We start from the raw sequence: 12,249 nt of genomic DNA on the forward strand, positions 1-12,249 counted from the left end.
CAGCGGCCGCATAAGCCTAACCGCTTCTGAGCAATTCACTATCAGCCCCAGGCCTAGAACCTGCCCGCACACTTAACTGGAGGGATAAAAATGCCGGGCAACAGCCCGGCTCGGTGGGTGCAACGCAGATGTTGTTTAAGCGGGGTGCTTGGCGTAACGCGCCAGTTGCGCATCGCGGCTCATGACGTCGAGGGTGGCAGCCAGCACTTGCTCGCTGGTCACGTCGGCCTTGGAGAAAATGCGGCCGAAGTTCTGTTGAGTGACTTGCGCAAAATGCACCCGGTCAGCCGTCTCAATACCCAGCAGAGTGGCATAGGCATCCAACGCCTCGCCCTGCCCCTGCGCCATGTCTTCGGCGATGGAGTCGAGCATGCCATTCATGGCCAGCAACGAACGACCGCCATAACCCAGTTTGACGCTGGAGTCACAGCCGTTAGTACCAGAGGTCAGACCAAAGGTGGCATTCCCTGAAGTGCCGTTGGTGGTGGTCGCCAGCAGGTGCGGAAACAGGCCTCGCTGGCCTTCGAACAGCATATTGCCCCAACCGCAGCCCTTGCCGCCGGCCGGTTCAGCCTGAGCCAGCAAACTGGCCGCACTCAGGACCCCGAGAATCAAACCTTTGCTTAGCAGTCGCTTATCCATATCTGCGCTCCGCAGGAAATTATAAGAAAAACCGCATTTGCAGCTTTGGCGACGCTGGCTCAGCTGTCAAACCGATGGCGGCATTGGCGCTACACTGCAGACAGTTTTCTGCCAGGAGGCAGCATGCCCACTCGCGCGACCAGGGTCGTCCTTGCCCCACCGCTGCTCTACCTGCTGTTTATCGCGCTTGCCGGCGCCCTGAGCCTTGCGTTGCCCGTCTCTCTGGTTACTCGGCCTGGCGCTGCTCACCGGCCGCGCGGGCCTTTATTACTGGCGGCGCCGCCGAGCCACAAGCGGCCGCGCGCAGCACAGCCTTAGCTATAGTGGACAAAACTGCCAAGGAGTCAGTGCATGAGTGAGTCAACCAACGAGCGGCGGCGTTTTCAGCGCATCGCCTTCGACGCCACCACCGAACTCGCCCAGGGTGAACGGCGCTGGACGGTTGAGCTGCATGACCTGTCGCTCAAGGGGCTGCTGGTAAAACGCCCGCGCGATTGGCACTGCGACCCCGATCAGCCGTTCGAGGCGCGTATCGAGCTGAGTGCCGAGGCGCAAGTCAGCATGGAGGTACTGCTGATCCATACCCAGCAAGACCTACTCGGGTTTGTCTGCCGGCATATCGACCTCGACTCCATCGGCCACTTGCGCCGCCTGGTCGAACTCAACCTGGGCGACGAAACCCTGCTGGAGTGCGAGCTGGCCTCGCTGGGCGGGGAATAAGGCGGCAGCCTAGGCTGGGTAGAGCGAAGCGAAACCCAGCCTACGCGGCGCCCCGTTCACGGCCAAGGCCACCCCCTACAACCCTTGCCTTTACTCGAACAACGCATCCAGCGCCTGTTCCAGACGGGTCACCGCAATCACCTGCAGCCCTGGCGGCGCCTCTTTGGGCGCATTGCCTTTGGGCACTATGGCGCGCTTGAAGCCGTGCTTGGCCGCCTCTTTCAAGCGCTCCTGACCGCTCGGCACCGGGCGCACCTCGCCGGACAAGCCGACCTCGCCAAACACCAGCAGATCATGCGGCAGCGGCCGATTGCGCAGACTGGACATCACTGCGGCCATCAAGGCCAGGTCCGACGCGGTCTCCAGCACCTTGACCCCACCGACCACATTGAGGAACACGTCCTGGTCGTGAGTGGGAATACCGCCATGCCGGTGCAGCACCGCCAGCAACATGGCCAGGCGGTTCTGATCCAGCCCCAGGGTGACCCGCCGCGGGTTGGCCAGGTGACTGGTGTCGACCAAGGCCTGCACCTCGATCAGCATCGGCCGCGTACCTTCCCAGGTCGCCATCACCACACTGCCCGGCACTTCCTCCTGAGCGCGGGTGAGGAAGATCGCTGAAGGGTTGGAGACCTCCTTCAGGCCGCGGTCGGTCATGCCGAACACCCCGAGTTCGTTGATCGCACCGAAACGGTTCTTCACCGCGCGCAGCAGCCGCAGACGGCCATCCGATTCGCCTTCGAAATACAACACGGTATCGACCATGTGCTCGAGCACCCGCGGCCCCGCCAGCGACCCCTCCTTGGTGACGTGACCGACCAGGAAGATCGCCGTGCCGCTCTGCTTGGCATAACGCACCAGCAACGCCGCACTCTCACGGACCTGCGAGACGCCGCCGGGTGCCGACTGCAATTGCTCGGTGAAGATGGTCTGGATCGAGTCGATCACCATCACTTTCGGCTGCTCGAGGCGCGCGGTGGCGATGATCGCCTCGATGCAGGTCTCGGTCATCACCTTCAGTTGGTCTTCCGGCAGACCCAGGCGCCGCGCACGCATGGCCACCTGCTGCTGGGATTCCTCGCCGGTGACATACAGCGCCGGCAGGCGCGTGGCGATATTGCACAGGGTCTGCAGGAGGATGGTCGACTTGCCGATCCCCGGGTCGCCGCCGATCAGCACCACCGAGCCATCCACCAGACCGCCCCCGAGCACCCGATCCAACTCGGCGGAAGCGGTGGAGAAGCGCGGCATCTCCTCGACGCTGACCTCAGCCAGCGTCTTGATCTGCGCCTGCTGCCCAGCCCAGCCCGCACGCCCGTTGGCAGCCTCGCTGCCGGCTTCGATCAGGCTCTCGACCAGGGTGTTCCACGCTCCGCACTCAGCGCATTGCCCGGCCCATTTGGGGAAGGTGGCGCCGCACTCGGTGCAGCCGTACAGACGCTTGGCCTTGGCCATAGCGGACTCCTGTCAGAGGAAAGCCCGCATGATAGCCGCAGCAGCCGCGCCGGTGTTCAAGCACCTCGGCCGTTGGCCGCCGCCTTCAGTTGCCGGGCGATCTCGACGTTGAGCGTCACCCGTTCGTTCTTCAGCACCTGCAGCGCCTCCGTATCCAGCGCTTCGCGGCCGTCCTCGACCAGATAGATGCGCTTGTCCAGCGCCTCGTAGTCCGCCGCCAAGCGGGTGAAATGCGCATCGCGGCCATGCAAGGCCCGCAGCTCGACATGAAATTCGGGAAACTCCCGCATCAGCGGATGGTATTCGAGCGTCATGGTCTGATCCCTCCTCCGGTTGATTGGACTTGTTCTTTTAGCCTAGCCCAGCCACCGTCGGTCGAACCTACCCTCGGTCGCACCGTCAGGCAGCCACCCCGTTGGGTCCGACAGCAGGCTCTGGCCAGCCTCGCAGCGCGCCGCACACGCGTGCTGGGAGGCGCCTTGGCGCTGCATTACACTGCCGCCACTCATCTCAAAACACAGGGAGTAAACCTATGAGCGTACTCAGCGAGTTCAAGGCCTTCGCGGTCAAAGGCAATGTCGTCGATATGGCGGTCGGGATCATCATCGGCGCCGCCTTCGGCAAGATCGTTTCGTCGTTCGTCGGTGATGTGGTGATGCCGCCGATTGGTTTGCTGATTGGCGGGGTGGACTTCTCCCAACTGGCCGTCACCCTGAAAGCCGCCGAGGGCGATATTCCGGCGGTCATGCTGAGCTACGGTAAGTTTATCCAGACGGTGCTGGACTTCGTCATCGTCGCCTTCGCCATCTTCATGGGGGTCAAGGTGATCAACAAACTCAAGCGTGAAGAAGCGGCGGCGCCGACGCTGCCGCCGGTACCGACGCCGGAAGAGGCGCTGCTCACGGAGATCCGCGACCTGCTCAAGACCCAGCAGAACCGGTAGGGTGGATTAGCCGCGCAGCGGCGTAATCCACCAAACTGGGCTAGCTCGCCGCCGCCGGTGGAAGCCCCTCCGGGGATTCCACCCTACGCACTGGGCGCACCAAAATAACGGCGCCCGCAGGCGCCGTTTGCATGCATTGCCAAGGCTTTGAGCCGGCTTACCAGTAATTCTCCACCGCGACCTGTCCCGGCCGGCGCGTCAGGCTGAGCTGCATGTCGCGCTGTTTCAGCAGGGCACGACAGTCGTGGATCATCTGCGGATTGCCGCAGAGCATGATCCGCGAATGCTCGGGCGTCAGCGCCAGGCCGGCGGTGCGCTCCAGCTCGCCGTTGGCGATCAGGGTGGTGATGCGCCCGTGCAGGGCGCCGGGGTGCTCTTCGCGAGTGACCACCGGGATGTACTGCAGCTTGTGCGCATACTCGGCCAGGTGATCGCGCTGGCCGAGCTCGGCAATCAACGGCTGATATGCCAGCTCACGGCCCTCGCGGGCGCTGTAGACCAGAATGATGCGCTCGAAACGCTCCCACACCTCGAAGTCCTGAAGGATCGAGATAAACGGTGCCACGCCAGTACCGGTGGCCAGCAGCCAGAGATCGCGGCCGTCGCCAAAACGGTCGAGGGTGAGAAAACCGAAAGATTGCTTGTCCACCAACAGCGTGTCGCCCTCTTGCAGACGGCTCAGCTCGCTGGTGAACTCCCCGCCGGGCACCACGATGGAAAAGAAATCGAGGAATTCATCGTAGGGCGACGAGACCATCGAATAGGCGCGCCAGACCGTGCTGCCATCGGCCTTGCCGACCCCGAGCCGAGCGAACTGCCCGGAGCGAAAGCGAAAGCCCTGATCGCGCGTGGTGCGCAGGGTGAACAGGCCGGGCGCCAGCGGCTGCACCTCGAGTACGGTCTGGCGGGTGAACTTCTCTTCGCGGGCGGTCATACATCCGTTCCTGGTTGGCGCATGGCCTCAGTCTCTCGCAAAGAGGCGCCCCGCAACACCGCCGGTGCTGATATTTGGAACGATTGTGCGCCTAGCCGCGATCCTCGGGACAAGTGACGCCCCGGTTTATTAGCCGTTGAGCATGCCCACGCATGCTTAAGGCGTGGGCATGCTTCAAGCACTCACACGAAGAAGGTGAAATCGGCCACGGTGATGTCGGTCGCTTGGACGCCGGTCAGGGTGATGGTGCCCGCAGTGGCAGAAATAAGCGTCCTGTCGTTAAAGCCGAACGGATCCGTGATGGTGAGATCCGCGAAGGTCAGACCGCTAGCGCTCAGGTCGATCAGTTCCACGCCATTCTCGAAGTCCTGAATGGTGTCGTTGCCCCACAACGCACCGAACTGGAACTTGTCCACGCCTGCGCTGGTATCGAACAAGATGCCGCCGACCATGAAGTCGTCGCCCGCACTGCCCACCAGCACGTCATCACCCAGGCCACCGCTCATGGAGGCGCCTGCGACACCGGCCAGCAGCCTATCGTTGCCCTCACCGCCGTCCAGCGACGAAAACGAAAACGCCGCATCGCTGCCGATCAGCAGGTCGTCGCCCGCCTCGCCGAAGGCGTTGCCGCCGAAGCCGCTGTCTTGGAGGCTGAGGGTGTCGTTGCCCACGCCGCCGAAGAGCTCATCGAGTCCGTCGCCAGGGCCGCCATTCAGCACGTCGTCCCCGGCGCCACCATTGAGCAGGTCGTCGCCCGCCAACCCGGTCAGCACGTCGTTGCCGCCCAGGCCGAAGATCTTGTCGGCGCCTGCGGTGCCGTCGAGAATGTCATCCCCCTCGGTGCCGGCCGTGACGAAGTCTGTTCGGGTGAAATCATCCACCGTGAAGCTCTGCACGCCGAGGAACTTGACCGCGAAGTCGCTGCCATCGAGCGTCCCGTTGTCATTCTCGTCGGCCAGCAGCCAGGTGTCGCCGCTCTTGACCGTATAGACCAGTTCGGTCACGCCGTTGCCGGCGCCGGGCAATGCCGCGGCTGGATTTGGATTGACGTCAATCTCGCCGCGGAACACCAGCTGCGAGTTCCGCAGTGCAAGCAAGTCGCCACCGACTACACCGCCCCCCTCGAAGTCCAGCACTGTATCGTGCGCAGCGAAGGGCGAGCTGGGGTTGAAGCCCAGGAAGAACACGAATTCATCGGCGTCGCCGTCCAGGGTATCGTTGCCGGCGTCGCCAAAGACAATGTCATTGCCGTTGCCGTTGCCGTTGCCGTTGCCGTTGCCGTCGGCAAGCGTAGAGACGTTGCCAGCGCCGCCGCTCAAGGTGTCTTCACTGTCGCCGCCGCGCAATGTGTCGCGATCCGCGCCGCCGCTTAGCAGACCGTTGAAAAACTCAGCTCCAACTGCCCCAACCCGCCCGATTTGACGTTTTTTCAAGCTCCCGAACCAGGCGAATCACCCAACAGACCTGGATTCAGGCCTTTTGCGCAGGATTCGCTGCGGTTTTCCCGCCTTTCGGCGTTTTCCGGGCGTAGTTCGCCCTATACATGCGCGCCCCGCCACCAGCCCGACAGGCTGCCCAGGCGAATCAGGTTGTAGACCGAGAAGCCCAGCAGCAACTGCGCGCTCAGCTTCGCGCGGCCAATCAATTTGGTCTTGCGCAGGCCGCCCACCGTCTTCAGCCAGCCAAACCCTTCTTCGATCCGTTTGCGAATCTTCAGGCTGGTGGCGTAGCCAGAGTGGCGCGTGGTGCGCCCGTCGATGGCGCTGCCCTTGCGCTTCTGCGCCACGTGCGGCGTGACCCTCAGCTCGCGGGCGCCGCAGACAAACGCCTGCTGGTCATAGCCCTTGTCCGCGCCGACCGTGCTGCCCGGCTGGGTGCTGCGCTCCAGCATCGTCAAGGCGGCATCCACCTCGGCACGCCCGTTGAACTCGGTGCACTCCACATCCACGATCAACCCGTTGCGATGCTCCATCAGGGTGTGGGCCATGTGCGCCAGGCGACTGGCATCACCGCTGTTTTTGCGCGCCAGACGGGCCTTGGGGTCGGTGGTCGATTGGTGGGTCGCGTTGCTGCGCGGCTCACCCTTGAAGTCGGCATAGGGATTGCGCGTGCCGTCTGCAGGCGGCTCGCCACCGTCCTTCCTGACGAAGGATTTGTGCGAGGCCCAGGCGTCGATCATCGTGCCGTCCACGCTGAAGTGCTCATTACTGGCAAATTCCGCCCATTGGCTCAGCGACTGGATGCGCTGGAAAAACAGGCGGGCCACGTCCTGGTTGAACAGCCGGTCGCGGTTCTGGCTGAAAGTCGAGTGATCCCACACGCGCTCATCCATGGACAGGCCGACAAACCAGCGAAACAGCAGATTGAAGTCGATCTGCTCGACCAGCTGCCGCTCGGAGCGAATGGTGTAGATCACCTGCAGCAGCGAGGCGCGCAACAACCGGCCCGCCCCAGCGTGGAGTACAGTTCATCGAAGTCCTGATCCATCGACGCCAAGACGCTATCGACCAGCTCGCGCAGGGGGCGCAGCGGGTGGTCGTCGGGGGTGCGCTGCTCCAGCGTCGTGTAGCTGAACAGTTCGTTTTGCTTAAGGTCGAGTCCGCGCATGGGCTTGGGCTGGGGCCTGCATAAAGGAGATGGCCATCAGTTTTCCAGAACCCGCCACGGCCTCGACTTTTTTCAACGGCCTGTTAGGTAGTCGCGCACGGCCCCGGGGGCTCGTCAACACTGGCCCGGCGTTCCGCATCCGGCGCTCCAGCACCCGGAGAGCCTTGGCGATCGCCGCATCGTCGGCTGAATGGTCGATCGACGCTATGGCGTTCACGGCTGCGTTTGCGCCGGCATGACCCCGGACGAGCTGGTCGAGGAACTCGACCAGCTCGTCCGGGTGCCGGGGCTTTCCAACGTCTGGTTGCCGCCGATCCGCAACCGCATCGACATCTCGCGACGGGCATCAAGAGCCCGGTGGGCATCAAGGTGGCCGGCTCCGACCCCGTCAGCATCGACAAGTTGACCACGCGCATCGAATCGGCCATCAAGGCGGTGCCGGGCGTCTCGTCGGCATTGGGCCGAGCGATTGACCGGTGGGCGCTACATCCGCCCGCACCGTTCTGGCGACGCTGACCCGTTACGGCAGCATGAGCCGTATGAGTGCCGACTCGAAGTTTCCGCTGTAGGCCGTGCTGCCGGCCGGTACGGACGCCCCGTGTTGCGGATTCGAAGCCGTGACTCCCGGATCCACGAGCACTCCCGCAAGGGGCGCGACGGTGAATTTCGGCGCGGACAGTTTCAGCGACGCCGCCAGCAGCGAATACGGCGGGCCCTGGCTCGTCGTCGCCGCAAGCAGCACCGTGTTGTCGGCCGCAGCCGCGACGGCGCCGCCGGTCTCGAAGCCGGTGCCACCCCAGGTTGCCGCATCCGTCACCTTCTTGCCTGTCGACTCCAGGCGCGCGACGAACGCATCCTGGAAGCCGACGCCCAACGCCGTCGTCGTTCCGGCGAGAAGAACCGAGCCGTCGGGCGCCACCGCGATGCCTTCGCCGGTGTCGCCGCCCTTGGTGCAGCATTCCTTGCCGAACAACAAGCTGCCATCGGACCCGATCTTCAGGACCAGCGCGGCGATGCCGACGATGCCGCCCTTCGCCGCCTGGATGGCGCCAGCCGTGTATATGGACCCATCCGCGGCGGCGGCCATTCCGCCGCGCGCATCCACGACCTCGCCTGCCCCGTACGTCTGTGCCCAGACCAGGTCGCCCTCTGGCGTCAGCTTCAGCACCATCACGTCGAACTGGGAAAAATTGCTGTTGGGCCGCAGTCTCGAGCTGGCCGCGTAGACACTGCCATCCGGCGTGACGGCCATCGCCTCGAAGCCGGCGGCATCGTCCCAGAGCCGTTGCCAGACAAGATTGCCCAGCGAATTGAACTTCAGGACGAACACTCCCGCGGAGCTCGGGCCGAAGCTGGTTGTCCGGCCCGCGACGTAGACGGAGCCGTCGCTGTGCGTCGCCACCGCGCCGGCGCTATCGGACTCGGTACCGCCCCAGGCCCGCTCCCAGAGCAGGTCGCCGTCCGGATTGAATTTCAGCAACACGGCGTCTCCGCCACCGTCTGCGGTGATGCCGGCCACGTAAACTGAACCGTCGGCAGCGACCGCCACTGACGTATTCGTCACCCCGACGATGGTCGGGCCGTCCCAGATCCGCTGCCAGACGACCGCTCCATTCGAGAGCTTGACGATGGACATCCGCGTCGCGGGCTGGTTGAACTGGTCGACGGCAAAGCTATCCGTCGAGCCGACGAGGTACGCGCTGCCGTCGGCGGCCGCGGCGACAGCGGTTGCGACTTCGGCTCCAGCCCCACCCCATGTCGTCTCGGTGAGCAAGGCCTGCCCGTGCGCCGGCCTTTCTGTAAGTGCCAGCAGGACCAAAACCAAGCTTGCAAACAGCACCTTCCCGACCGCGATTCCGTTCCGTCGTGCTGGCGAGGGACTGCAGGTATGCGTCATGTCGTTTCTCCTGTTTGGAGAAAACAAGGACCTGGACGGCGCTGATGGGATATTAGCCGAACCGCTCGAAGCGTGTCGTCGGCCACCAGATAACAAATCATTGCCAGCGAGGCCGAAAATCTGGTCGGCGTCTTTGGTGCCGGGTAGGGAATCGTTACCGGGTGTACCTGTGATAGCAGCCATGACATTACCCTCCTGCTTTTTAAAGCAATGGGAACCTGGGTTCAGGCTATATAAAGTCTAGTTCTGACGGGACTAAAGTCTACTTTTTGTATGGGACTAAAGTCTGATCATAACGGGACTAAAGTCTGAATTTTGCGGGACTAAAGTCCCGTCAAGTGGGGACCAAGAGCAAGGCGCGTACTGGGCATTTCGTCTGCGACTGGCTCGGTGACGTTGAAGCGCCCGAGGCGAGCTCGATAGTTCTATCGCCGCACGGCTGGAAGTCAGCCAAGTGGCATGCTCGCTTAGGTCAACAGAGCCTAAGACGCTTGATTCAAAACCCGCAGACGGCTCCACGCACTGGAGCCTGCACTCGATGGCTACCGAGACCGGCCGCCGCAAAAGCAGGAGCCATAAGGGCCCACGACTTTCGCTAAAAACCTGGTCTGCCCCCCCTGAATTCTTGGGCAAAACCTTTAAGTGCTTGAGCGAAAAACCACATAAACTAGCCGCATGGCGAGTTCTAATTTAAATCAACGACTTGCGTAATAGTCAGGATTACAGAGTGCTTAATTGATGCCGCTCTTCAGCACAGCGTTTGCCAGTCTCGAGTTGTTTCGCCAGCCGCCACAGCGCGACGACCCGCTGCAGGCCTTCGATGCGGCCGACGAATACCTACTCGCTCATCTGCATGGGCAGGGTCTGCCGATCGAGGCCCGGGTGCTGGTGCTGAACGACAGCTTCGGCGCGCTGGCGGCCAGCCTGGCGGGCAAGGCCCAGGTCAGCAGCAGCGGCGACTCCCATCTAGGCGCCTTGGCGCTGGCGAACAATCTGGCGTGCAATAACTTGGCGGCGGACAGCGTGCGCTTTATCCCGGCCAGCCAGACGGTGCCCGGCCCGTTCGACTGGGTACTGATCCGCGTGCCGAAAACCCTGGCGCTGCTGGAGGAGCAACTGATCCGCCTTCAGGGCCAACTGGCACCCGGCGCGCGAGTCGTCGCCGCGGGCATGCTCAAGCACTTGCCGCGCACCGCCGGCGATCTGCTGGCGCAATACATCGGCCCGCTGCAGGCTTCGCTCGCGGTGAAAAAAGCCCGGCTGCTGTTCGTCACGCCCAGCGCGAAAGCCCCGGTGAGCTCGCCCTACCCGACCCGCTACCAGCTGGACAGCCCGCGCATCGAGTTGCTCAACCACGCCAATGTGTTCTGCCGCGAAGGCCTGGATATCGGCACCCGGGCCTTTCTGCCACACCTGCCGCAAAGGCTCGGTGCGGCGCGGGTTGCCGACCTCGGATGTGGTAACGGCGTGCTCGGCATCGCCTGCGCCTTGGCCAACCCCGATGCGCAGCTGACGCTGGTGGATGAGTCGTATATGGCCGTGCAATCGGCGGCCGAGAACTGGCGCGCGGCACTGGGCGAGCGAGCGGTGGAGATTCGCCCCGGCGACGGCCTGGCCGAGCAGGCGCAAGACTCGCTGGACCTGGTGCTGTGCAATCCACCCTTCCACCAGCAACAGGTGGTCGGGGATTTCCTCGCCTGGCGGATGTTCCAGCAGGCCCGAGCGGCCCTGGTCAAGGGCGGCGAGCTGTGGATAGTCGGCAACCGCCACCTGGGCTACCACGCCAAGCTCAAGCGCCTGTTCCTCGGAGTGGAGCAGGTCGCGGCGAATCCGAAGTTCGTGGTGTTGAAGGCGATCAAGTAGCCGCGCGCTCCTACGACTACGGCGTACTCAAGCCCGCCGCAGTCATAAACAGCCGCAACAGATAAGACACGGCACCCAGCGCCAGCACGCTGCCCGTCCAGATGGCCACCAACCAACCCAAGCGCTGCCACAGCGGTTTTTTCCCGGGTTTATCCACAGTCATCGCGGGCCTCCGGCCATCAGTGATAGCCATCCTCCTGAGTCACCTTGCCGCGGAACACGTAATAGCTCCAGGCGGTGTACATCAGGATGAAGGGGATGATGAACAGCGCGCCGACCAGGATAAAACCCTGACTCTGCGGCGGCGCGGCGGCCTGCCAGATGGTCACCGACGGCGGGATGATATGCGGCCACAGGCTGATGCCCAGGCCGCTGTAGCCGAGGAAGATCAGCACCAGGGTGAGGATGAACGGCGAGTAGTTGCGGTTGTTCTGCACCGCCTTCAACAGCGCGTACAGGGTCACCAGCACCAGGATCGGCACCGGCAGGAACCAGAACAGATTCGGCAGGCTGAACCAGCGCTGGGCAATTTCGGCGTGGGCCAAGGGCGTCCACAGGCTGACAATCCCGGTCACGGCCAACAGCACCAAGGCCAACGGCCGTGCCAGATCGTGCATCTGCTGTTGCAGCCGGCCTGCGGTTTTCATGATCAGCCAGGTGCAACCGAGCAGGGCATAGGCGGCGATCAGCGCCAACCCGCAGAACAGCGAGAAGGGGGTCAGCCAATCCAGCGAACCGCCGGCGTAGGCGCGATTGACCACCGGAATGCCGTCGATGTAAGCACCCAACGCCACCCCCTGGAAGAAGGTCGCGGCCAGCGAACCGCCGATGAAGGCCTTGTCCCAGATATGCCGCTTGTGCGCCTTGGCCTTGAAGCGGAACTCGAAGGCCACGCCGCGGAAGATCAGCCCCAGGAGCATGAAGATCAGCGGCAGATACAAGGCGCTCAGCACCACCGCGTAAGCCAGCGGGAAGGCGCCGAACAGCGCCGCGCCGCCGAGCACCAGCCAGGTCTCGTTACCGTCCCAGACCGGCGCCACGGTGTTCATCATCACGTCGCGCTCGGCGTCGTCCTTGACGAACGGGAAGAGGATGCCGATGCCTAGATCGAAACCATCCATGACCACGTACATCATGATGCCGAAGACGATGATGATTGCCCAAATCAGCGAAAGATCGAAGCCCATG

11 protein-coding genes and 3 pseudogenes are annotated in these 12,249 nt (G+C 63.5%); 4 read left to right on the top strand and 10 right to left on the bottom strand.

Annotated features, from left to right (window positions below):
- Positions 1-135: 135 nt before the first annotated feature.
- Positions 136-642 (bottom strand): DUF3015 domain-containing protein, encoded by a 507-nt coding sequence (locus FFS12_RS13760; RefSeq protein ID WP_137887357.1) that lies wholly within the window; start codon positions 640-642, stop codon positions 136-138.
- Positions 643-993: 351 nt separating this feature from the next.
- Between FFS12_RS13760 and FFS12_RS13770 the strand changes: the two genes are divergently transcribed.
- The gene (locus FFS12_RS13770) at positions 994-1,362 is read left to right on the top strand and encodes a PilZ domain-containing protein (RefSeq protein ID WP_137887361.1); all 369 of its coding nucleotides are present in this window, start codon (positions 994-996) and stop codon (positions 1,360-1,362) included.
- A 90-nt stretch (positions 1,363-1,452) separates the two neighbouring features.
- Here FFS12_RS13770 and radA read toward each other — a convergent pair whose 3' ends face one another.
- A complete protein-coding gene (gene radA, locus FFS12_RS13775; protein ID WP_137818261.1) occupies positions 1,453-2,817 on the bottom strand; it encodes a DNA repair protein RadA in 1,365 nt (454 codons plus the stop codon).
- A 56-nt stretch (positions 2,818-2,873) separates the two neighbouring features.
- The gene (locus tag FFS12_RS13780; RefSeq protein WP_137818262.1) at positions 2,874-3,131 is read right to left on the bottom strand and encodes a YdcH family protein; all 258 of its coding nucleotides are present in this window, start codon (positions 3,129-3,131) and stop codon (positions 2,874-2,876) included.
- Between the two features lie 218 nt (positions 3,132-3,349).
- Here FFS12_RS13780 and mscL point away from each other — a divergent pair, with 218 nt between their 5' ends.
- Entirely contained in the window at positions 3,350-3,760 is a 411-nt protein-coding gene (gene mscL / locus FFS12_RS13785) for a large-conductance mechanosensitive channel protein MscL (RefSeq protein ID WP_137887363.1), read from the top strand.
- A gap of 157 nt (positions 3,761-3,917) precedes the next feature.
- On the opposite strand, the gene FFS12_RS13790 is transcribed toward mscL, so the two are convergent.
- From FFS12_RS13790 to FFS12_RS13800, 3 genes and pseudogenes are all read right to left on the bottom strand, one after another.
- Positions 3,918-4,694 (bottom strand): ferredoxin--NADP reductase, encoded by a 777-nt coding sequence (locus FFS12_RS13790; protein WP_137887365.1) that lies wholly within the window; start codon positions 4,692-4,694, stop codon positions 3,918-3,920.
- 182 nt (positions 4,695-4,876) lie between these two features.
- Positions 4,877-6,127, bottom strand: coding sequence for a calcium-binding protein (locus FFS12_RS20395; RefSeq protein ID WP_137887367.1), 1,251 nt, complete (start codon positions 6,125-6,127; stop codon positions 4,877-4,879).
- Positions 6,128-6,231: 104 nt separating this feature from the next.
- A pseudogene (locus FFS12_RS13800) lies at positions 6,232-7,301 on the bottom strand (IS5 family transposase).
- A 229-nt stretch (positions 7,302-7,530) separates the two neighbouring features.
- Here FFS12_RS13800 and FFS12_RS13805 point away from each other — a divergent pair.
- A pseudogene (locus FFS12_RS13805) lies at positions 7,531-7,791 on the top strand (hypothetical protein); the annotation flags it as partial.
- A gap of 30 nt (positions 7,792-7,821) precedes the next feature.
- Here FFS12_RS13805 and FFS12_RS13810 read toward each other — a convergent pair.
- A complete protein-coding gene (locus tag FFS12_RS13810) occupies positions 7,822-9,198 on the bottom strand; it encodes a hypothetical protein (RefSeq protein ID WP_256657385.1) in 1,377 nt (458 codons plus the stop codon).
- Between the two features lie 90 nt (positions 9,199-9,288).
- Positions 9,289-9,381: pseudogene (locus FFS12_RS20485) on the bottom strand (hypothetical protein); the annotation flags it as partial.
- Between the two features lie 555 nt (positions 9,382-9,936).
- Between FFS12_RS20485 and FFS12_RS13815 the strand changes: the two are divergent.
- Positions 9,937-11,061 (top strand): class I SAM-dependent methyltransferase, encoded by a 1,125-nt coding sequence (locus FFS12_RS13815; RefSeq protein ID WP_137887371.1) that lies wholly within the window; start codon positions 9,937-9,939, stop codon positions 11,059-11,061.
- A gap of 16 nt (positions 11,062-11,077) precedes the next feature.
- On the opposite strand, the gene FFS12_RS13820 is transcribed toward FFS12_RS13815, so the two are convergent.
- Positions 11,078-11,224, bottom strand: coding sequence for a DUF2474 domain-containing protein (locus FFS12_RS13820; RefSeq protein WP_137887373.1), 147 nt, complete (start codon positions 11,222-11,224; stop codon positions 11,078-11,080).
- A 16-nt stretch (positions 11,225-11,240) separates the two neighbouring features.
- Positions 11,241-12,248 (bottom strand): cytochrome d ubiquinol oxidase subunit II, encoded by a 1,008-nt coding sequence (gene cydB, locus FFS12_RS13825; RefSeq protein WP_137887375.1) that lies wholly within the window; start codon positions 12,246-12,248, stop codon positions 11,241-11,243.
- Between the last annotated feature and the right edge of the window lies 1 nt (position 12,249).

This window comes from Pseudomonas sp. 2FE (genome assembly GCF_005503735.1).
In the GTDB taxonomy this organism is placed as follows: Bacteria; Pseudomonadota; Gammaproteobacteria; order Pseudomonadales; family Pseudomonadaceae; genus Aquipseudomonas.

Bases quoted from the DNA above. Each gene is read 5' to 3' on its own strand.
- FFS12_RS13760 (WP_137887357.1), bottom strand. From the start codon at position 642: ATGGATAAGCGACTGCTAAGCAAAGGTTTGATTCTCGGGGTCCTGAGT.
- FFS12_RS13770 (WP_137887361.1), top strand. From the start codon at position 994: ATGAGTGAGTCAACCAACGAGCGGCGGCGTTTTCAGCGCATCGCCTTC.
- radA (WP_137818261.1), bottom strand. From the start codon at position 2,817: ATGGCCAAGGCCAAGCGTCTGTACGGCTGCACCGAGTGCGGCGCCACC.
- FFS12_RS13780 (WP_137818262.1), bottom strand. From the start codon at position 3,131: ATGACGCTCGAATACCATCCGCTGATGCGGGAGTTTCCCGAATTTCAT.
- mscL (WP_137887363.1), top strand. From the start codon at position 3,350: ATGAGCGTACTCAGCGAGTTCAAGGCCTTCGCGGTCAAAGGCAATGTC.
- FFS12_RS13790 (WP_137887365.1), bottom strand. From the start codon at position 4,694: ATGACCGCCCGCGAAGAGAAGTTCACCCGCCAGACCGTACTCGAGGTG.
- FFS12_RS13810 (WP_256657385.1), bottom strand. From the start codon at position 9,198: ATGACGCATACCTGCAGTCCCTCGCCAGCACGACGGAACGGAATCGCG.
- FFS12_RS13815 (WP_137887371.1), top strand. From the start codon at position 9,937: ATGCCGCTCTTCAGCACAGCGTTTGCCAGTCTCGAGTTGTTTCGCCAG.
- FFS12_RS13820 (WP_137887373.1), bottom strand. From the start codon at position 11,224: ATGACTGTGGATAAACCCGGGAAAAAACCGCTGTGGCAGCGCTTGGGT.
- cydB (WP_137887375.1), bottom strand. From the start codon at position 12,248: ATGGGCTTCGATCTTTCGCTGATTTGGGCAATCATCATCGTCTTCGGC.